Raw genomic sequence first — 20,725 nt, forward strand, 5'->3', positions numbered from 1 at the left:
GCCATGACCCAACGCATTCCTTTCCCCGTCACGCTGACGCTGGCCCTCGTCGTGTCCTGCTTCGCGCTGCCGGTCCGGGCCGCCGATGCGCCCGCCGCCTCGGCCGCGCCCAAGGCCGCGCTCACCGTGGCCGTCACCACCCCGCAGACCGGCAGCCTGCCGCAGTCGCTCGCCGCCAACGGCAGCGTGGCGGCGTGGCAGGACATCGTCATCGGCGCCGAGACGCAGGGGCTGCGGCTGGTCGAGGTGAACGTGCAGGTCGGCGACCGGGTCAAGAAGGGCCAGCTGCTCGCCCGCCTCCAAGCCGAAACGCTCGCCGCCGACCTCGCCGCCACCAAGGCCGGCATCGCCGAAGCCGAAGCGACCCTCGCCGAAGCGCAGGCCAACGCCGAGCGCGCCCGCGCGCTGCAGTCCAGCGGTGCGCTGAGCACGCAGCAGATCCAGCAGTACACGACCGGCGAGGCCACTGCCCGCGCCCGGCTCCAGTCGATCAAGGCGCGTCTGTCGGCCGACACGCTGCGCCTGAACCAGACCCGCATCCAGGCCCCCGACGACGGCATCATCAGCGCCCGCCTCGCGACGATGGGCGCCATCGCCCAGCCGGGGCAGGAGCTGTTCCGGCTGATCCGCCAGGGCCGGCTGGAGTGGCGCGCCGAGGTGCCCGCCGCCGATCTGCACCGGCTGCAGCCCGGCATGGCGGTGAAGGTCGTGCCCGCAGGCGGCAACCCGATCGACGCCAAGGTGCGCCTGCTCGCGCCCACCGTCGATCCGGTCACGCGCAACGGCCTCGTCTACGTCGATCTGCCGGCCGGCAGCGAGGCGCGGGCCGGCATGTTCGCCCGCGGCGAGTTCGTCGTCGGCCAGTCGACAGCGCTGACGCTGCCGCAGACCGCCGTGCTGCTGCGCGACGGCTACAGCTATGTCTTCCGCCTCGGCAAGGACAGCCGCGTGCTGCAGACCAAGGTGCAGGTCGGCCGGCGCCTGGGCGAGCGGGTCGAGGTCACCAGCGGGCTGGACGCCGGCGCGCAGGTCGTCGCGCAAGGAGGCGGCTTCCTGGCGGACGGTGATCTGGTCAAGGTCGTCGCCGCGCCTGCGGGAGCCAAGCCGTGAACGTCTCCTCCTGGTCGATCCGCAACCCGATCCCGGCAATCCTGCTCTTCATCCTGCTCACGCTCGCGGGCCTGGTGGGCTTCCGGGCGATGACGATCCAGAACTTCCCCGACATCGACCTGCCGACCGTGATGGTCACGGCCGCCCTGCCCGGCGCCGCCCCCGCGCAGCTCGAAACCGAGGTCGCCCGCAAGCTTGAAAACGCCCTGGCCACGCTCAAGAGCGTCAAGCACATCTACACGCTGGTGAACGACGGCTCGGTCACCGTCACGGTCGAGTTCCGGCTGGAGAAGTCCACGCAGGAAGCCGTGGACGACGTGCGCGACGCGGTGGCGCGGGTGCGCTCGGACCTGCCCGGCGACCTGCGCGACCCGGTGATCCAGAAGATGGACCTGGCCGGCTCGCCCATCCTCACCTACACCGTCGCCTCCGACCGGATGGACGACGAGGCGCTGAGCTGGTTTGTGGACAACACGATCACCAAGCAGATGCTGTCGGTGCGCGGCGTCGGCGCCGTGTCGCGGGTGGGCGGTGTGACGCGCGAGGTGCGGGTCGAACTCGATCCGGCGCAGTTGCTCGCGCTCAACGCCACGGCCTCGGACGTCTCGCGCCAGTTGCGCCAGATCCAGCAGGACGCGCCCGGCGGACGCAGTGACCTCGGTGGCGCCGAACAGGCCGTGCGCACGCTCGCCACGGTGCAGAGCGCCGAGGAACTTGGGCGGCTGGAGATCGCGCTCTCGGACGGGAGGCATGTCCGGCTCGACCAGGTCGCGCGGGTCACCGACACGGTGGCTGAGCCGCGGGCGGTGGCGCTGCTGAACGGCAAGCCGGTGGTCGGCTTCGAGATCACGCGTTCCAAGGGCGCCGGGGAAGTGGCGATCGCCGCGGACGTGCGCGCCCGGGTCGAAGCGCTGCGCAAGAGCCACCCCGAGATCACCTTCACCGAGGCGTTCAACTTCGTCGATCCGGTGCAGGAGGGCTACGACGGCTCGATGACGCTGCTCTACGAGGGCGCGGCGCTGGCGGTGGTGGTGGTGTGGTTCTTCCTGCGCGACTGGCGGGCGACGCTGGTGTCGGCGATCGCGCTGCCGCTGTCGGTGATCCCCACGTTCGCGGTGATGTACCTGCTGGGGTTCACGGTCAATGTGGTGACGCTGCTGAGCCTGTCGCTGGTGGTCGGCATCCTGGTGGACGACGCCATCGTCGAGATCGAAAACATCATGCGCCACCTCGCAATGGGCAAGACCCCGTTCGAGGCGGCGATGGAGGCGGCCGACGAGATCGGCATGGCGGTGATCGCGACGACGTTCACGCTGATCGCCGTGTTCCTGCCGACCGCGTTCATGAGCGGCGTGCCGGGCAAGTTCTTCGTGCAGTTCGGCTGGACGGCGGCGATCGCGGTGTTCTTCTCGCTGGTGGTCGCGCGGATGCTGACGCCGATGATGGCCGCCTACCTGCTGCGCCCGCCGAAGCACGCCGACAAGCCGCCCGGCTGGATGGCGTGGTACCTGCGGCTGGCCGCGTGGTGCCTGAAGCACCGCATCGTCACGACGCTGGCGACGACCGCGTTTTTTGTCGGCTCGTTCGCGCTGGTGCCCTACCTGCCGACCGGCTTCATCCCGCCCGATGACCTGTCGCAGACGCAGGTGACGGTGACCCTGCCGCCCGGCTCGACGCTGAAGGAAACGCGCGCGGCGGCCGAACAGGCGCGCCTGCTCGTCAGCCAGAACCCGCATGTCAAGCTGGTCTACACCGCCATCGGCGGCGGCGCGGCAGGCTCCGACCCCTTCGCGCCGCAGGGGGCGGCCAGCGTGACCAAGGCCGTACTGACCCTCAACATGACCCACCGCAAGGACCGCCCCGGCGTCAGCAAGCAGGCCATCGAAGGCGAATTGCGCAAGCTGGTCGAGGCGCTGCCCGGCGCGCGGGTCAAGGTCGGCTTCGGCGGCTCCAGCGAGAAGTACATCCTCGTGCTGGCGAGCGAAAACGGCGCCGCGCTGGCCGAGCACGCCAAGGTGGTCGAGCGCGAGCTGCGCACCATCCCCGGCATCGGCAACGTCGTGTCCACCTCCAGCCTCGTGCGGCCGGAGCTGATCGTGCGGCCGGACGCGGCGCGGGCGGCGGACCTGGGTGTGACGACCGCGGCCATCGCCGACACGCTGCGGGTGGCGACCAGCGGCGACTATGACCAGGGGCTGGCCAAGCTGAACCTGTCGCAGCGGCAGGTGCCGATCGTTGTGCGGCTGCCGGCCGAGGCGCGGGCGGATCTGGAGCTGCTCAGCCGCCTGCCGGTGCCGGGCGCACGCGGGCCGGTGCCGCTGTCGAGTGTCGCGACGCTGGAGATGGCGAGCGGCCCGGCGCAGATCGACCGCTACGACCGCCAGCGCAACATCAACTTCGAGATCGAGCTGAACGGCGTGCCGCTGGGCGAGGTCGAGCGGCTGGCGCAGGCGCTGCCGAGCCTGAAGCAGTTGCCGCCCGGCGTGATGCAGACGACGGTGGGCGATGCCGAAGCGATGGCCGAGCTGTTCCAGAGCTTCTCGCTGGCGATGCTGACGGGCGTGCTGTGCATCTACATCGTGCTGGTGCTGCTGTTCAAGGACTTCATCCAGCCGGTGACCATCCTGGCGGCGCTGGTGCTGTCGATCCCGGGCGCGTTCCTGGCGCTGTTTGTCACGCACACGGCGCTGTCGATGCCGTCGATGATCGGGCTGATCATGCTGATGGGCATCGCGACGAAGAACTCGATCCTGCTGGTGGACTACGTCGTGCTGGCCCGGCGCGACCACGGCCTGAACCGCTGGGATGCCGTGCTCGACGCCTGCCGCAAGCGGGCGCGGCCGATCGTGATGACGACGATCGCGATGGGCGCGGGGATGATGCCGATCGCGCTCGGGCTGGGGGTCGATCCGAGTTTCCGGGCGCCGATGGCGATCGTGGTGATCGGGGGCTTGATCACGTCCACGTTCCTGAGCCTGCTGGTGATTCCGGTGGTGTTCAGCTATGTGGACGACGGGATGGCGCTGGTGGGGCGGCTGTTGCGGCGCAAGGGTCGGGGCGTTCAGGCAGCCTGAAGCCAGTCCTCGACCTGCAACCCTGGAACGCGCTGGAACTCGCGAACGTTGTGCGTCACCACCACCAGGCCGCGTGAGCGAGCGTGCGCGGCGATCAGCAGGTCGTGGCTGCCGACGGGGGTGCCCGCGCGTTCCAGTGCGCAGCGGATGTCGGCGTAATGCTGGTCCGCTTCACCGTCGAACGGCAGGACCGTTACCTCTGCGAGCAACGCCTCGACCCGCGCAGTCAACGCAGCGGATCCCTTGCGCTGCACGCCATAGCGCATCTCGCAGGCCACGACGATGCTGGTACAGACAGACTCTCCTCCGGCTGCAGCAAGCCGCTGCACCAGGGCGGGCGACGGGCCACGGATCAACGCGGACAGCGTGTTCGTGTCCAGCATCCACAGCAGTGGTGCCATCAGAAAAGATCCCGATCTTGGAGCGGCAGATCGGGGATGTCGGGCCATTCCTCGGTCAGGGGCTCCCAGGACTTGACCAACTCCAGCAAACGGTGACGGCGAACCGGCGTGAGGATCAGGCTGTCCCCCTCCTTGCGGATCACGACCTCGGTGCTGTCGAGTTCGAACTCGCGCGGAATGCGGATGGCCTGGTTGGAGCCATTGCGGAAAACGGCAACGCGTCGCTCGGTGTGCATGTCGGTGTCCTCGTGAAACCAGCCTATGGTTCAGCATAGGCTTCGGGTGAAGTACCGTCAAGTCGGCGGTGCTCGCGCCCTGACACTCGCCTTCACCACCCCGCCGCGAGCCCATCCCGCCGCGGATCACTCGCCGCCACATACCCCTCCACCGCCGGATCGCCCAGCCGCCAGATGAACTGGCCCGCGCCGAAGTCCTGGTAGGTGTCGCTGATGACCTCCAGTTGGTGGCCCCGTGCCGCCAACCCGGCCACGGTCGCGGCCGGCATCGTCGCCTCGACGTTGAGCGACAGGCCGGCGTTGCAGCGCCAGCGCGGCGCGTCGCAGGCGGTCTGCGGGTTCTGGTGGTGGTCGAGCATGCGCACGAGGGTCTGCACATGGCCCTGCGGCTGCATGTGGGCGCCCATCACGCCGAAGCTCATCACCGGCTGCCCGTCGCGGGTCAGGAAGCCCGGGATGATGGTGTGGAACGGCCGCTTGCCCGGCGCGACCACGTTGGCGCTGCGCGGGTCGAGGCTGAAGGCGTGGCCGCGGTTCTGCAGGCTCAGGCCGTACTCGGGCAGCACCACGCCCGAGCCGAAGCCCATGTAGTTGCTCTGGATGAAGCTGACCATCATGCCGCGCTCATCGGCGGCGGTGAGGTAGATGGTGCCGCCCTTGACCGGCTGGCCGGCGCCGAAGTCCTGGGCGCGCCGCGGATCGATCAGGCGGGCGCGCTCGCGCAGGTAGCCGGGGTCGAGCAGGTCGGCGGCGCTGACGGCCATGCTCGCCGGCTCGGCGACGAAGCGGTAGACGTCGGCGAAGGCGAGCTTCATCGCCTCGATCTGCAGGTGCTGCCCCTCCGCGCCATCGACGGGCAGGCTGGCGAGGTCCACGTCCCCGTGCTGCAGCAGGCCGAGGGCGACCAGCGCGGCGAGGCCCTGGCCGTTGGGCGGGATCTCGTGCAGGGTGTGGCCGCGGTAGTCCTGCTGGATCGGCGTCACCCACTCGGGCGCAAAGCCGGCCAGGTCCGCCAGGGTCATCGCCCCGCCCTGCGCGGCGGACGCCCGGGCCAGCGCCTCGGCGATCTCTCCTTCGTAGAACGCCCGCCCCCGTGTCGCGCCGATCGCCCGCAAGGCCCGCGCCGCGCCGGGCATCGTGAAGCGCTCGCCGACCGCGGGCGCCCGGCCGTGTGGCAGGAACACTTCAGCGAACCCGGGTTGGCGCGTCAGGGCGTCGAGCGTGGCGGCGGCGGCCCATTTCTGCTGCACGACGACGGGCACGGCGTAGCCCCGCTCGGCCACCTCCGCGGCCGGGGCCATCAGCGCCTCGAAGGGCAGCCGGCCGAACCGCGCCGACAACGACGCCCACGCCGCCACCGCGCCCGGCACGGTCACGGCGTCCCAGCCGCGCACCGGGGGTGCCGTGGCGTCCGGGGCGTGGCGGCGGCGGAAGTGGTCGGGGGTCCACGCCTGGGGGGCTGGGCCGGAGGCGTTGAGTCCGTGCAGCTGCTGGCCGTCCCACAGGATGCAGAACGCATCGGACCCCAGCCCGTTGCTGCACGGCTCGACGACGGTCATCACCGCGGCGGCGGCCACGGCAGCGTCGACCGCGTTGCCCCCTTCGGCCAGGATGCGCAGACCGGCCTGCGCCGCCAGCGGGTGCGAGGTGGCGACGACGTTGCGGGCGAACACCGGCAGGCGGGCGCTCGGGTACGGGACGGCGTAGTCAAAACGGGCTTGGGCGTGGGTGGGCATGGGGATGGTGTCCAGGTGGCGGGCGGGCCGGTGGTCGTGCGCGAGGCTCAGCCGCCGACGGGCGAGCAGAGTTCCACCAGCGTGCCATCCGGACAGCGGACATGCGACACCGTCTGACCCCAGGGCTTGGACTCGGGCGGGTTGAGTTCGGTGGCGCCATTGGCCAGCGCCTTCGCGTGGGCCTCGGCGACGTGGGGCGTCACCAGCGCGAGTTCGAAGCCCAGCGGAAGGGCCGATGCGCTGGCCGCCACGAACCCCGCCGGGAAGTTCATGTGCCCCAGTGCCAGCGAGGCAAACGCGAGCGTGGTGGCCCCGGTGTCGAGTTCGCCGTAGTCACCGGCTTCGTGCAGGAAACGGCGGGACAGGCCGAAGGCGCGCTCGAAGAAGGACAGGGATTCCGCGACGTCGGGGACGTAGACGATGGTGTAGCCGAGTTTCATGGTGTTCCTTGGCTTGCGCCATCCAGGTTCATGGAGACACATCACCTCGGGCCCAGCGCGGACTGCGGCAAGCCAAAGACCTTGTCGAAGGCCCAGGTGTAGCCCATGGCGTAGACGAAGAAGAAGGCCAGCAGGCCCAGGTTCACCAGGAAGGCGGCCTGCAATGTCGTGTCAAGCCACAGCGCCATGACGGGCACGAGGATGAGGGTGAGACCGCCTTCGAAGCCTGTTCCGTGCGCCAGACGCCGAGCGAAGTTCCGTCCCTTGACCACTTGCCTGGACTCCCAGCGCTCGAAGACGGCGTTGAAGACGTAATTCCAGCAGAGGGCGATGGTGGACAGCACGACGGCCAGCAGGAAGGTGGAGCTGGCGGGTTTCTCGAAGGCGAGCCCCAGCACCGGACCGACCACCGCGATGGCCCCGACTTCATACAGCACGGCTTGAAGAACACGTCGGGTTGTGGGCGTCATGCGGCGGGCAGTGAAGCGGTGGGTTCGGCGTTTCCCTCATGCAGCGAGGGTCAGATGAGTGCGAGTGCGCTCTTCCCGTCGGCGACGACCTCTGTTGAAAGCTTGTGATCCAAGGTGGCCAGCTTGCCTCGGTTCGCCTTGGCCAAGGCCAGCAGATAGCTGTCGGTCACGCGCCCATGACTCGAGAGAAGCGCTGGTTCGACAAGCTCGGTCTCTACCAAGCTGATGCTATCGGGCCAGAACGCGTGACCCGGCAGGGCGCGAATGGCACCGAGCGCCTCGACGACTGAACTCGGAGGCCCGGGCGAGTTTGGATACTTTGGGTGACCAACGATGCGCAGCAGGCCGTTTTCCGTGATCGGACAGGTTGCAAACGCCTTGTGTCCAGTGCGTCCAAACCACTCATGCACGGTGTCGTGCTGAACGTGGGCTGGATCCACAAGCGCAATCAGAACATTCACGTCCAGCAGGTAGCGAGTCAAGGCTGTTCGTCTCGCAGTTGGTTGACAAGCTCAAGCGTCACGGGAACAGCGGCCTTACGGCTTGGCAGCAGCGGGATTCCGTTGCGTTCAGACTTTTGGCTATGGGCGCTGCGACTCAGCCCTTGTCGGGCGAGCGCCGAAATCACTTCGCCCACGCTCTTCTGTTCTCGCGCGGCCAAGTGCCTCGCAGCAGCAAGGATGTCGTCGTCAATGGCAAGTGTGGTGCGCATGCGGTACTGCCTTCGAGAGTCATGGTCGGATCATACATCACGCATCACGCATCACGCCTGAGCCCGGGGACGCTGAGCTTCTGGTGCCTAAGCTGCAAACTTCCATCCCCGCCGACCTCAAGCATGACGCCCACCATCCCACTGCCAACCGACAACATCCACAAGTTCGTCTGCCTGTTCGGCTTGGCGGTGATCGAGCTTCAGGCCAACGCGCCCCCGACGGAGGTCGATGCAGATCGATTGAAGCTGGCCAAGGCGATGCTCAGCGTCACAACCCAGAACAGACAGGCCGGTACCTGGGGGATCGCCGCCACACTCAGCATCGGCCTGGTGTCGTGTCACGGCTGACTTGACGGTCAGCAAGCAAAAGCACATCCCGTCATGCCCGCGAAAGCGGGCACCCACGCATGCAAATGACCGTTTTTGGGACCGTGGATCCTCGCATTCGCGAGGATGACGGGGGCGAGTAGCAGGGGTCAGTGTGCGTGACGGGCACAGTCACGGTCTGGCCACCCCCTCCAGCGCCTCTCCCACATACCGCCGCACCGTCGGCGCCGCCTCCCCCAGATGAAACGCCATCCGCTGTGCCCGCAACTGGATGTCATCCGCCGTGAACCGCTCCTGGCGCCGCAGGTGCTCGACCCAGGTTTCATCGACGAAATACTCGACATACCGCCCCGGCCGCTCCGTGTCGCGGAACAGGCCCCACGACAGCGCCCCCTGCCGCAGGCGCGCACGGCGGGTGTGCTGCATCACGGCGGCGAAGTCGCGGGCGCGGGCCGGGTCGATCAGGTACTCGACCGTGACCATCACCGGCCCTTCGTCGGGGCCGATCTCGATGGCCGGCTGCGGCGTCTGGCTGGGTGAGGCGGGGCGCAGGTCGGCATCCCCTCCCCCGGACACCGAGTAGCCGCGCACCAGGAACAGCACCACCGGCCCGCAGAGCGCCGCCGCGACCAGGCTGTGCGGCACCGAGCCGAGCAGGTCCGCCATCTGCCCCCACACCACCGCGCCGGAGGCCGAGCCACCCATCAGCGCCATCTGGTAGGTGGACATGCCACGCGCGCGCACCCAGTTGGGCAGCGCGAGCTGCGCCGACATCGTCAGCGTGTTGGCACAACTGATCCACGCCATGCCGCCCAGCGCCATGCCCAGCGCGCTGAGCCACAGCCAGGGCGACAGCGCCACCAGCAGCGTCATGGCCGATACCACGAGCGAGGACACCTGCACGATCAGATCGCGGCTGTATCGCTCGCGCACACTCGGAATCACCATCACCGCCACCATCGCGCCCAGGCCCATGCAGGACATCAGCAGCGTGAAACTGCCCGCCCCGCCGCCGAGCTGGCGGGCCACCAGCGGCATCAGCGCGGTGAGCGCCGTGCTGAGGAAAAAGAAGACGAACACACGCAGCAGCACCGAGCGCATCCGCGGGTTCTGCGCCACGTGCTGCACGCCCACCCGCATCGCGCCGACGAAGCGCTCGCCGGGCAGCGCGCTGACACGCGGCTCGCTCTTCCAGCGCAGGATCTGCGCGAACGCCACCAGCGACAGCACGGCATTGAGCACGAACACCGCCGCGCTGCCCGCCGCCGCCAGCAGCGCACCCGCCAGCACGGGGCCGATCACCCGCGACAGGTTCATCGCCATCGCCTGCAGCGCCAGCGCGCCGGAGAGCCGCTCGGTCGGCACGATGTCCGGCACGATCGCCGCGAACACCGGCCAGCGCGCAGCCAGACCGATGCCGTTGGCGAAGGTCAGTACCAGCAGCATCGGCGCACTCAGCCCCCCGCCCAGCGACAGCAGCGCCAGCACCGTCGCAACCGACGCCACCCAGAGCTGCGTGGACGCGAACCAGCGCCGCCGGTCCACGATGTCCGCCAGCGCGCCGCTCGGCAGGCCGAGCAGGAACACCGGCAGCGTGGAGGCCGCTGAGACCAGCGCCACCATGACCGCGCTCGTGGTGAGCTGCGTCATCAGCCAGGCGGCGGCGACGTCGTTCATCCACATCGTCAGGTTCGCCGCCAGCCAAGCCAGCCACAGCATGCGGAACACCGGCAGGCGCAGCGGCTGCAGGGCCGCAGGCAGACGGTCGGGATCGATCATCGGGAACGCTCCAAACGAAACTCCAAACGAAAAAGCCCCACCGCGGAGGGTGGGGCTTCGAGGGTAGCCGGACTCGTAGAGTCCTGCACTGTCAGGGTCAGTCGGCGTCCTGGAACGCTTCCTCGCGCTTGTTCTTGATCGACGGCAGCATCACCACCACCACCATCGCGAATGCAGCGAGCAGCAGGCCGGCCGAGAGCGGACGGGTCATGAACGTGCTCCAGTCGCCACGCGACAGCAGCAGTGCGCGGCGCAGGTTCTCTTCCATCATCGGGCCGAGGATGAAGCCCAGCAGCAGCGGCGCCGGCTCGCAGCTCAGCTTGTAGAAGAGGTAGCCGACCAGACCGAAGCCGGCCGCCATGTAGACGTCGAAGTTGTTGTTGTTCAGCGTGTACAGGCCGATGCAGCAGAACACCAGGATCGCCGGGAACAGGAAGCGGTACGGCACTGTCAGCAGCTTGATCCAGATCCCGATCAGCGGCAGGTTCAGGATCACCAGCAGCAGGTTGCCGATCCACATCGAGGCGATCAGACCCCAGAACAGCTCGGGGTTGCTGGCCATGACCTGCGGACCCGGCTGGATGCCCTTGATCGTCATCGCGCCGACCATCAGCGCCATCACCGCGTTCGGCGGGATGCCCAGCGTCAGCATCGGGATGAACGAGGTCTGCGCACCGGCGTTGTTGGCGGCTTCCGGGCCAGCCACACCACGGATATTGCCTTGACCGAACGGCACTTCACCAGGGCGACTGCGAACCTTCTTCTCGACCGTGTAGGCCGCGAACGACGCCAGCAGTGCCCCACCACCCGGCAACACGCCCAGGATCGAGCCCAGCGCGGTGCCGCGCAGCACGGCGGGGAAAGCGTCCTTGAAGTCCTGCTTGGTCGGCATCAGGCCCTTGACGTCCTTGGTGAAGACTTCACGGTGTTCGGCCGGTCGGCTCAGGTTGGCGATGATTTCGGCAAAGCCGAACACACCCATGGCGATCGTCACGAAACCGATGCCGTCGGTGAGTTCCGGGATGTCGAACGAAAAGCGCGGCACGCCCGAGATGACGTCGGTGTTGATCTGGCCGAGCAGCAGGCCCAGCACGATCATCGCGATCGCCTTGACCAGCGAGCCCGAAGCCAGCACCACGGCGCCGATCAGGCCCAGCACCATCAGCGAGAAGTATTCGGCGGGGCCGAACTTGAACGCGAGTTCCGTCAGCGGCGGTGCGAAGGCGGCGATCACCAGCGTGCCCACGCAGCCGGCGAAGAACGAGCCCAGGCCGGCAGCGGCCAGCGCGGGACCGGCACGGCCCTTGCGCGCCATCGCATAGCCGTCGATCGCCGTCACCACCGAGCTGGACTCGCCGGGGACGTTGATCAGGATGGCGGTGGTCGAGCCGCCGTATTGCGCGCCGTAGTAGATACCGGCCAGCATGATCAGCGCGGGCGTGGCGTCCAGCGCGTAGATCGACGGCAGCAGCATCGCGATCGTCGCCACCGGGCCGAGGCCGGGCAGCACGCCGATCAACGTGCCGAGGATCGCGCCCATCAGCGCGTAGAACAGATTCTGGAAGGTCGCCGCAGTCTCGAAACCGAGCGAGAGGTTGTGGATCAGGTCCATGTATCAGCCCTCCCTCAGGCGCCCGCGCCGAATATCGTCGGCAGCAGCGGGATGGTCAGGCCGAGGCCCTTGGAGAAGATGCCCCACGACATCACGGTCAGCACGACGGCGTTGATCAGCGCGCCCTTGACAGTGAACTCGTCGCTGGCCATCGCCGAGATGAACACCAGCAGCGGCAGCGTGATGAACATGCCCAGGCGCGGCAGCAGGAAACCGAACAGCATGACGGCCCCGAGGATGATCCCCACCGGACGCCAAGCGAAGGCGCCCACCGGGTCACCTTCCGGCACGTGCGACTCCTTGGTGAGCGACGTGAACAGGACCATGCCGCCCAGCAACACCATCAACACGCCCAGCCCAAACGGGAAATAGGCGGGCCCGGGGCGGGCGGAATTGCCGAAGCTGTATTCGAGTGAGCCGACGGCAAAAGCTGCCCCGACCCCCAGGAACATCAGGCCCGACCAGAAGTCTCTCTGGCTCTTTATGTTCACGAGTCATCTCCTCAGGAATGGATGACCGATTCTAGGAAGCGCCCCCGTGCGATCTGCTGTGGATTCCACTTAGCGGACAAACTTCACGCATCCCAGCCCGGCGTCGAGCGCAGCACCTCGTCGAGCGTCGTGCGCCCTTCGGCGACCTGGCGCAGGCCGGCACGGCGCAGTGGCTGCAGGCCGTCCGACAGGCTCTGGCGGCGCAGCAGCGCCAGATCGGGCACCTCGCGCACCGCGCCACGCACGGCCTCGTTCACCGTGAGCAGTTCGAACAGGCCGCGGCGGCCCCGAAAACCGCTCTGCCGGCAGCTCGGACAACCGACCGGGCGGTGTGGCTGGAAGGCTTCGTTCTCGCCCAGCACCGGCACACCGGGCAGCGCCGCTTGCAAGGCCGGCAGCGTGAGCGAGAGGTCCGGCTGGCGGCACGCCGGGCAGAGCTGGCGCACCAGCCGCTGCGCCAGCACGCCGATCAGCGTCGCGCTGATCAGGTAAGGCGCCACCCCCAGGTCCAGCAGCCGCGTGATGGCGCTGGCGGCGTCGTTGGTGTGCAGGGTCGAGAAGACGAGGTGCCCGGTGAGGGCGGCCTGCACCGCCATCTCCGCGGTGGCGAGGTCACGGATCTCGCCGATCATGATGATGTCCGGGTCCTGGCGCATCAGGGTGCGCAGGCCGCTGGCGAAGTCCAGGTCCAGCGCCGGCTGCACCTGGGTCTGGTTGAAGGCCGGTTCGATCATCTCGATCGGGTCTTCGATGGTGCAGACGTTGACCTCGTCGGTGGCCAACCGCTTCAGCGTGGCGTAGAGCGTGGTGGTCTTGCCGCTGCCGGTCGGGCCGGTGACGAGGACGATGCCGTGCGGCTGCGCGGTCAGGCCCTGCCAGCGCTGGGCGTCCAGCGCGGTGAAGCCGAGGCCCTCGACCGGCTGCACGGCGGTTTCCGGGTCGAAGATGCGCATCACCAGCTTCTCGCCAAAGGCGGTGGGCAGCGTGGACAGGCGCATCTCGATCTCGTCGCCCTTGGGACTGCGGGTCTTGATGCGGCCGTCCTGGGCGCGGCGGCGCTCGATCACGTCCATGCGGCCGAGCAGCTTGATACGCGCGGTCACCGCGGCCATCACCGTCTGCGGCAGCTGGTAGACCGTGTGCAGCACGCCGTCGATGCGCAGCCGGATCACGCACTGGTCGCGGCGCGGCTCCAGGTGGATGTCGCTGGCGCGCTGCTCGAAGGCGTAGGTCCACAGCCAGTCCACCACCTGCACGACGCCCTGGTCATTGGCATCAAGCTGCTTGTGCTTGCCGAGTTCGACCAGTTGCTCGAAATTGACCGAGGCGCTCACCTCGCCCGTCTTCTGCGCGGCACGCACCGAGCGGGCCAGGTTGTAGAACTCGACCGTGTAGCGCGCGATGTCCAGCGGATTGGCTACCACCAGCCGCACGGTCTTGCGCGTGTGCTGCGCGATCTCGCTGATCCAGTCCACGACAAAGGGATCGCTGGTGGCCACGACCACCTCGGCCGCCCCCACCTGCACCGGCAGCACGCGCCGCCGCTCGGCGTAGCCGACCGACATCACCTCGGTCACCTTGGCCACATCGACCTTGATGGGGTCGATGCGCAGGTACGGCAGGCTCACGCGCTGGGCCAGCCATCGGGTCAGCGTTTCCAGATCCAGCGCATCCATGCTGCGCGCATGGCGCAGGCCGGCGTTGGCCAGCCGCACCAGCGGGTGCTGGGCACTGTCGCCGGCGCCCAGCCGCTGGGCCAGCTGGGCAGCTTCGCCAGCGCGCACGATGTCGTCCTCGACCAGCCAGTGCAGCAGGTCGCGCCAGGTCAGCGGCCCCTGGTGCGACTGCAGGCTCGGGGCGGGACGTTGGGGGATGAGGCTCATGTTCGACTCCCGAAATCTCGGAGCCGATCTTGACAGATCCGCCTCAGCCGGCGGTGTCTGCCGCGTCAACCACCGGTGTCGCCGCGACCGTGGCGGCCTTGCGGCGCTGCGCCGGCAGCGGCCCGATCAGCCCCAGCCAGCGCACGGCCTTGAGCCCGCAGCGCTCGGTGACCCGCACGGCCCGTTCGCGCAGCACGGCGTCGTCCGGGCGCTGTCCCCCCTTGAGCGCGACGACGATGGTGTTGCCCTCGTCCGTCGGCGCCAGCATCAGCACCTGCCCACCGCCGGGCGCGAAGGCCGCCTCGATGCGCCGCGCACTGCGTGCGAAGCTGGCGTTGCGGCCGAACAGGTTGACCACCAGCACGCCGCCCTCGGCCAGCACGGCGTGGCAGTCGCGGTAGAAGGCTTCGTCGTCGAGCACAGGCGCGGCGGCCTGGTGGTCATACAGGTCGATGCTGAGCACGTCGGCACTGCCATGGTGGGCCGGGTCGACCACCCAGGCGGCAGCGTCTGCCTCGACCACGTTCAGGCGCTCGTCGTTGGCTGGCAGGCGGAACCATTGGCGGCAGGCCGCGATCACCTGCGGATTCAGCTCGACCGTGGTGGTCTGCAGCCCGAGTTCGGTGTGGCAGAAGCGGGTCAGCGCGGCAGCACCCAGGCCGAGCTGCACGACGCGGGTGTCGTCCAGCGTGTCCGGGTCGCGCAGCAGCAGCCAGACCATCATGCGCTGCACGTAGTCCAGCTCCAGCGCACGCGGCTTGCGCAGCCGCATGGCGCCCTGCACCCAGGGTGTTTCACCGAGGTGCAGGTAGCGCACACCATCGAACTCGGAGATCGACGCCGAAGGCAGCGGGCGGGCGGCTCCGGACTTGCGCCGGGCACGGGCGGGTTTGGGCGGGGCGGCGGTGGACGATTCGTCGTCGGGCAGGTTTTGCAAGCTCATGCCAGATCGTAAAGCGCAAACACCGCCCGCCACGCGTCCAGCTTGCGTTCGAACGACCAGCTGGCGTTGGCGGGGCTGGTCGAGGGCAGCCGGTGCACCTCGAAACCGAGCGCCCGCAGGTGCTGCATCACCCGGGCCGATTCGCCGCCGTTGTGCGCCACCGCGACCAGCCCGGGCGCCTGCGCACGCAGGGTCGTGAAGTCGTTGCGTTCGGGCGCTTCGATGTCGGCGTCCAGACTGCCCTCGCGGCGGCAGTGGGCGTAGACGTCCCAGATGCCGAGTCCGCGGGCGCGCACCACGTCGAGCCGCTCCGCATACGGCAGGCTGCGCAGATCGACCGCCCATAGCGCCGACAGGATCGGCCAGAACTGGTTGCGCGGGTGGCCGTAGTACTGCTGCTGCACCAGCGAGGCCACGCCCGGAAAACTGCCCAGCACCATCAGCCGCGTGGCTGGCGTGACCACGGGCGGGAAGCCGGTCAGGCGCGTCATGCCGGCAGCCACTGCGCCAGCCGCGGCAAGGCGGCGCAGACGTTGGCGGTGGTGGTGGCCGCCGTTTCTTCCAGCGTCCAGCCGCGCAGCCCGGCCAGCGTCTGGGCGATGCGGGGCAGCTCGGCCGGCTCGTTGCGGCTGCCCAGGCCCTGCGCGCGCTCGTCGGCGGTGCGGTAGAGCCAGTGCGGCGGGATGTCGGGCGCGTCGGTTTCCAGCACGATGGCCTCGGCGGGCAGGATCTGCGCCAGCCGGCGGATCTGCAAGGCGCGCTCGAAGGTCATCGCGCCGCCGAAGCCGAGCCGGAAGCCCAGGTCGATGAAGGTGCGCGCCTGCTGCTCGCTGCCGTTGAAGGCATGGGCGATGCCGCCGCGCACCCCGGCACGGCGCAGGTGCTTGAGCAGCGCGTCGGCCGAGCGGCGCACATGGAGGATCACCGGAAGGTCCACGCTGCGGGCCAGCGCGAGCTGCGCGGCGTAGAAGCGCTCCTGTTCCGCCCAGTCCAGCCCTGGAACGAAACCGTCCAGACCAATCTCGCCGACGGCGACCAGACGCTCATCGCCGCGGTGCTGGTGCAGCGCCCGGGCGAGCTGGTCCAGCGCATCCAAAGGTTGCCGGTGCACGTAGAGCGGATGCAGACCCAGCGCGTAGACCTGGCTCGTCGCATGGGCCAGCGTGCGCACGTCCTCGAAATGCGCGGCCTCCACGGCCGGAATCACCAGCAGCCCGACGCCCGCGGCCCGGGCACGTTCGACCACGGCGAGGCGATCGGCGTCGAATTCCGGGGCGTCGAGGTGGCAGTGCGAATCGATCCAGAGGGACATGCGGTGTGCTGTCGTGGACAGCTCCGCGGGTCCAGATCGGCGATCAGTCCGTCGCGGAGGTGTTGAGGTGACGCGACAGCTTATCGCGTGCCCGGCGCATCGCGCTGCGCACCTGTTCGGTGTCCAGCGCAAGCGCGTTGTGGTAGCGGTCCAGCACGGAGGTCAAGGCATCGGGCTGGGCGGCCTGGGGCAACTCGGTCAGCGCCACGATCTCGTTGGCGCAACTGGCCACCAGCTTGATCCAGCCAGCCGGCGTCGTCGGGCTGATGACGCGCCGGTCGAGGGGAATCGGCTTGACCCGCTGGCGCAGCGACTCGGTCAATCCCCACAGACGCAGGAACGCCGAGGCCAGCCCAGGCAAATCGACACCCAGCACGGCCAGGGTCGCGGTTTCTTCGCTGATCGGCTGGCCGCTGCCCACGTCTCCCGCCGCCTTCAGGCGCGCGATCTGCTGGAGTTCGTCGGGGAAATGGTAGGCCGCCAGCAGCGTGCCGAGATGCTGGAATTGCGCCGCCAGCAAGGCGGCTTCGGCATCCATGCCGGCGGGCGCCAGCGTCTCGGCGAGGTGCCCGGCCAGCAGGGCGCGGTTCATCGCCGTCTCGAAGGCGCGCATGCCCGTCGGCTTGAGCGTGCCCGGCCACGGCTTCATGCTGCCAGCGACACGGCGCAGGCCATTCGTGCCCATGAGTAGCATGGCGCGGTTGACCGTGATGACCGCCTCGTCGACGCTCACGGCGGAGGCCTCTGCCGAGTTCGCCGCGCGCAACAGGCCGAGGCTCAGGCCGATGTCTTCCAGCAGGACATCCACCACGGTATCGAGCCGCTCCTGCTCCATGCTGACGATCTGCGTGACCCGGTTGACCAGCAACGGGCGCGCAGGGAGATGCCCACCGCGGCGGATGCGATCGGCCAGCACCGAGTCGAAGCCGTTGTCGTCCAGCAACTGGGTCTGGTGCCAGTTGCCGAGGACCCGCTCGAAGCTGCGGGCATGCAGGTAGCGTCGCTGCGGATGCAGATCGATCGCCCGGTTGAGGATCAGGCGCAGCGACTCTGGCACCGGCTGCGGCAGCTGGATGGGCAGACGCAGATCAAGCGTGTTCATCTGGCCGAGCAGCGTGGGCATGTCCGCCTCGCCCGCAGGCACGCGGCCAGTCAGCCAGTGCTGCATCAGCAGGCTGCAGCCCGCGATCTCTCGGGACAGCAGATGCCCGATGGCGGGTGGCGGTGCAGCGGGGGACGCCGTGGCGGTGCGTGCACTGGCCAGCGCGATCCCCAGGCCACAGCCCCACAGGCGCAGTCGCCCGGTCGGGTCCTGCACCAGGGTATGGTTGCCGAGATCACCGTGGACCATGCCCGCTTCGTGGACATAGGACAGGCCGTCCAGCACGTCATGCCCGCGGCGCACGACGTCGTCCAGACTGAACGCCGACGGCGCCACCATCGATGCGTCCAGATCCGAGGGTTCGGCGTCACAGACCAGGTACGGAAACCGGTCCACGCAGCCGACCTTGCGCACGGGCACCAGTCGTGGGTGGACCAGCCGGGCCGCACGCTGGGCGTCCTCGACGCAGCGTTCGCGCACGGCCTGGGAGTTCACCGGATAGGTCGAGGCCAGCAGCCGCACGGGCTGGCCGGTGCGGCGGTCCGTGGCCAGCCAGGCGATGGTGAGCGAGCTGCGCCCGAGCATGCGCAACAGCGCAAATTCAGCAAAGTTACGCAGCACGGGTGCTGCCGATACGGCGTCGGTCATGAGGAGATTGGAGCCGCCGGATGGCCGCGGCAAGCGATGAAAAAGGACGTCAATACCGGTCTGTATCGATCAGGGGGCTATGAGGCAAATAGCCAATTACTCTCGGCGCACCCAGCGGACTCCGCCGCGTTCATGCCAAAATCCTTGTCATCTCGCCACATGCTGAAATTCCTTCAGCCATTTCCTTTTCCGACGGAACCAACATGAGCAGCCCCCTCATCAAAAACATCTCCGACTCCACGTTCGAATCGGAAGTGCTCCAGTCAGACACGCCGGTTCTGGTTGATTTCTGGGCCGAATGGTGCGGCCCCTGCAAGCAGATGGCCCCGGGTCTGGACCGCATCGCCGACGAGCTGGGCGGCAAGATCAAGATCGTCAAGCTCGACGTCGATGGCAACCAGGCGACCGCCGGCAAGTTCGGCATTCGCGGCATCCCCACGCTGATGGTCTTCAAGGCCGGCCAGCCGGTGGCCACGAAGGTGGGCGCCCTGGCGTTTCCCCAATTGAAGAGCTTTGTCGAATCTCATCTATAATTCGTTCCAGCGGCGCTTTCCGACTGTGTTGGCGCCACTTGCGAATGCCACTGCGCGCCAGTTGTCGAAGAGTCGGTTTCCACTGATTCTGAAGCGCGCGCAGCGTCGGCCCCCCTACTCCCCGCATTGATCGTCCCGGACCCCACCGCCTGATCGCCCTCCCGGCTTTCACCGAATGGTCATCCCGAGCAGCGACGGAGCCAGGTCCCGACCACCCCCGGTCTGTCCGGCTGGCACCGATCAGACCTGCTTTCAGGGTCCGCCCCTATGCATCTTTCCGAACTCAAGGCTCAACACATCTCGGCGCTGATCCAGATGGCCGAAGCGCTGGAGATCGAGTCCGCCAGTCGTCTGCGCAAGCAGGAGCTGATGTTCGCGATCATGAAAAAGCGCGCCCGTCAGGGTGAGCAGATTTTCGGCGATGGCGTGCTGGAAGTCCTGCCCGACGGTTTCGGATTCCTGCGCTCCCTGGACACGAGTTTCCTCGCCTCCACGGACGACATTTACCTGTCGCCCAGCCAGATCCGACGCTTCAATCTCCACACCGGCGACATGATCGAAGGCGAGGTGCGCGTGCCGAAAGACGGCGAGCGCTACTTTGCCCTGGTCAAGGTGGACCGCGTCAACGAACTGACGCCCGAGGAGAGCAAGAACAAGATCATGTTCGAGAACCTGACGCCGCTCTTCCCGAAAGAGCAGTTCAGGATGGAACGTGACATCAAGGGTGAAGAGAACATCACCAGTCGCATCATCGATCTGATCGCGCCCATCGGCAAAGGCCAGCGCGCCCTGATCGTCTCGCCGCCCAAGAGCGGCAAGACGGTCATGATGCAGCACTTGGCCCATGCCCTGGTCGCCAACCACCCCGAGGTGCACCTCATCGTCCTGCTGGTCGACGAGCGCCCCGAGGAAGTGACCGAAATGCAGCGCACCGTGCGCGGCGAAGTCATCAGCTCGACCTTCGACGAGCCGGCCGCTCGCCACGTGCAGGTCGCCGAGATGGTGATCGAGCGCGCTAAACGCTTGGTAGAGCTGCGCAAGGACGTGATCATCCTGCTGGACTCGATCACCCGGCTGGCCCGCGCGTACAACAACGTGCTGCCGTCATCCGGCAAGGTGCTGACCGGTGGTGTCGATGCCAACGCCCTGCAGCGCCCCAAGCGTTTCTTCGGCGCGGCCCGCAATGTCGAGGAAGGCGGCTCGCTCACCATCATCGGCACGGCGCTGGTCGACACCGGCAGCCGCATGGACGAGGTGATCTACGAGGAATTCAAGGGCACCGGCAACTGCGAGATCCACCTGGACCGCCGCATGGCCGAGAAGCGTGTCTACCCGTCGATCCTGCTCAACAAGTCCGGCACGCGCCGCGAGGAGTTGCTGCTCAAGCCGGAGATCCTGCAGAAGAGCTGGATCCTGCGCAAGCTGCTCTATCCGATGGACGAGATCGAGGCGATGGAGTTCATCCTCGGCAAGATGAAGGCCACGAAGAGCAACGTCGACTTCTTCGACATGATGCGTCGCGGCGGCTGAAGCCAGGGCTGCGCACGCTATAATCTCTGTTTTTCCGCTGTCGGAAAGTGCGTCTGCATGGTGCAGAGTGGCTCCCGGCACACAGCGAGGACTCCCCATGAAAGACGGCATCCACCCGAACTACCGCGACGTCTGCTTCGTCGACCTGTCCAACGGTTTCCAGTTCGTGACCCGCTCGTGCGCTCCGGCCCGCGAGAAGATCACCCTGGAAGACGGCCGCGAACTGCCGCTGTTCAAGCTGGAAACCACCAGCGAAACGCACCCGTTCTACACGGGCACGCAGAAGAGCATCGACAGCCTGGGCGGCCGTGTCGAGAAGTTCCGCAACAAGTTCAAGGTCGGCATCAAGAAGTAATCCAGCCACCTGGAACGACGCACATCGCGTG

Annotated in this window: 21 protein-coding genes; 6 read left to right on the forward strand and 15 right to left on the reverse strand. The window is 68.0% G+C overall.

All coding sequences use genetic code 11. From position 1 onward, the window contains the following. Positions 1 to 3 precede the first annotated feature (3 nt). Both AABN02_RS15520 and AABN02_RS15525 read left to right on the forward strand, forming a co-directional pair. Positions 4 to 1,110: an efflux RND transporter periplasmic adaptor subunit gene (locus tag AABN02_RS15520; RefSeq protein WP_338415830.1), complete on the forward strand. Its 1,107-nt coding sequence runs from the start codon at positions 4 to 6 to the stop codon at positions 1,108 to 1,110. Then, positions 1,107 to 4,184 (forward strand): efflux RND transporter permease subunit, encoded by a 3,078-nt coding sequence (locus tag AABN02_RS15525; RefSeq protein WP_338415831.1) that lies wholly within the window; start codon positions 1,107 to 1,109, stop codon positions 4,182 to 4,184. Before AABN02_RS15520 ends, AABN02_RS15525 begins: the two co-directional genes overlap by 4 nt. On the opposite strand, the gene AABN02_RS15530 is transcribed toward AABN02_RS15525, so the two are convergent. The 7 genes from AABN02_RS15530 to AABN02_RS15560 form a co-directional block, all read right to left on the reverse strand. Then, the gene (locus tag AABN02_RS15530) at positions 4,172 to 4,585 is read right to left on the reverse strand and encodes a type II toxin-antitoxin system VapC family toxin (protein ID WP_338415832.1); all 414 of its coding nucleotides are present in this window, start codon (positions 4,583 to 4,585) and stop codon (positions 4,172 to 4,174) included. The two genes, AABN02_RS15525 and AABN02_RS15530, sit on opposite strands and share 13 nt — an antisense overlap. Further along, a complete protein-coding gene (locus tag AABN02_RS15535; protein ID WP_338415833.1) occupies positions 4,585 to 4,821 on the reverse strand; it encodes an AbrB/MazE/SpoVT family DNA-binding domain-containing protein in 237 nt (78 codons plus the stop codon). Before AABN02_RS15535 ends, AABN02_RS15530 begins: the two co-directional genes overlap by 1 nt. A gap of 92 nt (positions 4,822 to 4,913) precedes the next feature. Beyond that, positions 4,914 to 6,557, reverse strand: a complete 1,644-nt coding sequence (locus AABN02_RS15540; RefSeq protein ID WP_338415834.1) for a gamma-glutamyltransferase family protein — start codon at positions 6,555 to 6,557, stop codon at positions 4,914 to 4,916. A gap of 47 nt (positions 6,558 to 6,604) precedes the next feature. After that, positions 6,605 to 6,997: a VOC family protein gene (locus AABN02_RS15545; RefSeq protein WP_338415835.1), complete on the reverse strand. Its 393-nt coding sequence runs from the start codon at positions 6,995 to 6,997 to the stop codon at positions 6,605 to 6,607. A 41-nt stretch (positions 6,998 to 7,038) separates the two neighbouring features. Beyond that, positions 7,039 to 7,467 carry a PACE efflux transporter gene (locus tag AABN02_RS15550; RefSeq protein WP_338415836.1) on the reverse strand — a complete coding sequence of 143 codons (429 nt, stop codon included), beginning with the start codon at positions 7,465 to 7,467 and terminating at the stop codon, positions 7,039 to 7,041. Between the two features lie 50 nt (positions 7,468 to 7,517). Beyond that, positions 7,518 to 7,949, reverse strand: coding sequence for a TA system VapC family ribonuclease toxin (locus tag AABN02_RS15555; protein WP_338415837.1), 432 nt, complete (start codon positions 7,947 to 7,949; stop codon positions 7,518 to 7,520). Continuing rightward, positions 7,946 to 8,179 (reverse strand): CopG family transcriptional regulator, encoded by a 234-nt coding sequence (locus tag AABN02_RS15560; protein ID WP_338415838.1) that lies wholly within the window; start codon positions 8,177 to 8,179, stop codon positions 7,946 to 7,948. Before AABN02_RS15560 ends, AABN02_RS15555 begins: the two co-directional genes overlap by 4 nt. Before the next feature lie 123 nt (positions 8,180 to 8,302). Here AABN02_RS15560 and AABN02_RS15565 point away from each other — a divergent pair, with 123 nt between their 5' ends. Next, on the forward strand, positions 8,303 to 8,527 hold the full coding sequence (locus AABN02_RS15565) for a hypothetical protein (RefSeq protein WP_338415839.1): 225 nt from the start codon (positions 8,303 to 8,305) through the stop codon (positions 8,525 to 8,527). Positions 8,528 to 8,677: 150 nt separating this feature from the next. Here the strand turns inward: AABN02_RS15565 and AABN02_RS15570 are convergent, their stop codons facing one another. From AABN02_RS15570 to AABN02_RS15605, 8 genes are all read right to left on the reverse strand, one after another. After that, a complete protein-coding gene (locus tag AABN02_RS15570) occupies positions 8,678 to 10,285 on the reverse strand; it encodes an MFS transporter (RefSeq protein WP_338415840.1) in 1,608 nt (535 codons plus the stop codon). A 97-nt stretch (positions 10,286 to 10,382) separates the two neighbouring features. Continuing rightward, positions 10,383 to 11,897 (reverse strand): tripartite tricarboxylate transporter permease, encoded by a 1,515-nt coding sequence (locus tag AABN02_RS15575; RefSeq protein ID WP_338415841.1) that lies wholly within the window; start codon positions 11,895 to 11,897, stop codon positions 10,383 to 10,385. A gap of 14 nt (positions 11,898 to 11,911) precedes the next feature. Next, positions 11,912 to 12,388, reverse strand: coding sequence for a tripartite tricarboxylate transporter TctB family protein (locus AABN02_RS15580; RefSeq protein WP_338415842.1), 477 nt, complete (start codon positions 12,386 to 12,388; stop codon positions 11,912 to 11,914). A gap of 83 nt (positions 12,389 to 12,471) precedes the next feature. Beyond that, a complete protein-coding gene (locus tag AABN02_RS15585) occupies positions 12,472 to 14,271 on the reverse strand; it encodes an ATPase, T2SS/T4P/T4SS family (RefSeq protein ID WP_338415843.1) in 1,800 nt (599 codons plus the stop codon). A 43-nt stretch (positions 14,272 to 14,314) separates the two neighbouring features. Further along, complete coding sequence (locus AABN02_RS15590; protein WP_338415844.1) at positions 14,315 to 15,214, reverse strand: methyltransferase domain-containing protein; 900 nt, start codon at positions 15,212 to 15,214, stop codon at positions 14,315 to 14,317. Next, positions 15,211 to 15,705, reverse strand: coding sequence for a DNA-deoxyinosine glycosylase (locus AABN02_RS15595; protein WP_338415845.1), 495 nt, complete (start codon positions 15,703 to 15,705; stop codon positions 15,211 to 15,213). The genes AABN02_RS15590 and AABN02_RS15595 overlap by 4 nt, the downstream gene beginning before the upstream one ends. Beyond that, a complete protein-coding gene (locus tag AABN02_RS15600) occupies positions 15,702 to 16,526 on the reverse strand; it encodes a TatD family hydrolase (RefSeq protein ID WP_338415846.1) in 825 nt (274 codons plus the stop codon). The genes AABN02_RS15595 and AABN02_RS15600 overlap by 4 nt, the downstream gene beginning before the upstream one ends. A 43-nt stretch (positions 16,527 to 16,569) precedes the next feature. Further along, positions 16,570 to 18,276 carry an HDOD domain-containing protein gene (locus AABN02_RS15605; RefSeq protein ID WP_338415847.1) on the reverse strand — a complete coding sequence of 569 codons (1,707 nt, stop codon included), beginning with the start codon at positions 18,274 to 18,276 and terminating at the stop codon, positions 16,570 to 16,572. Between the two features lie 203 nt (positions 18,277 to 18,479). Between AABN02_RS15605 and trxA the strand changes: the two genes are divergently transcribed. From trxA to AABN02_RS15620, 3 genes are all read left to right on the forward strand, one after another. Continuing rightward, on the forward strand, positions 18,480 to 18,809 hold the full coding sequence (gene trxA, locus AABN02_RS15610) for a thioredoxin (RefSeq protein WP_338415848.1): 330 nt from the start codon (positions 18,480 to 18,482) through the stop codon (positions 18,807 to 18,809). Positions 18,810 to 19,076: 267 nt separating this feature from the next. Next, entirely contained in the window at positions 19,077 to 20,339 is a 1,263-nt protein-coding gene (rho, locus tag AABN02_RS15615) for a transcription termination factor Rho (protein WP_310462050.1), read from the forward strand. 97 nt (positions 20,340 to 20,436) lie between these two features. Beyond that, a complete protein-coding gene (locus tag AABN02_RS15620) occupies positions 20,437 to 20,694 on the forward strand; it encodes a type B 50S ribosomal protein L31 (RefSeq protein WP_179635755.1) in 258 nt (85 codons plus the stop codon). The last annotated feature ends 31 nt before the right edge of the window (positions 20,695 to 20,725 follow it).

Origin of the sequence: uncultured Sphaerotilus sp. (assembly GCF_963924895.1) — a bacterium.
Lineage (GTDB): Bacteria > Pseudomonadota > Gammaproteobacteria > Burkholderiales > Burkholderiaceae_C > Sphaerotilus.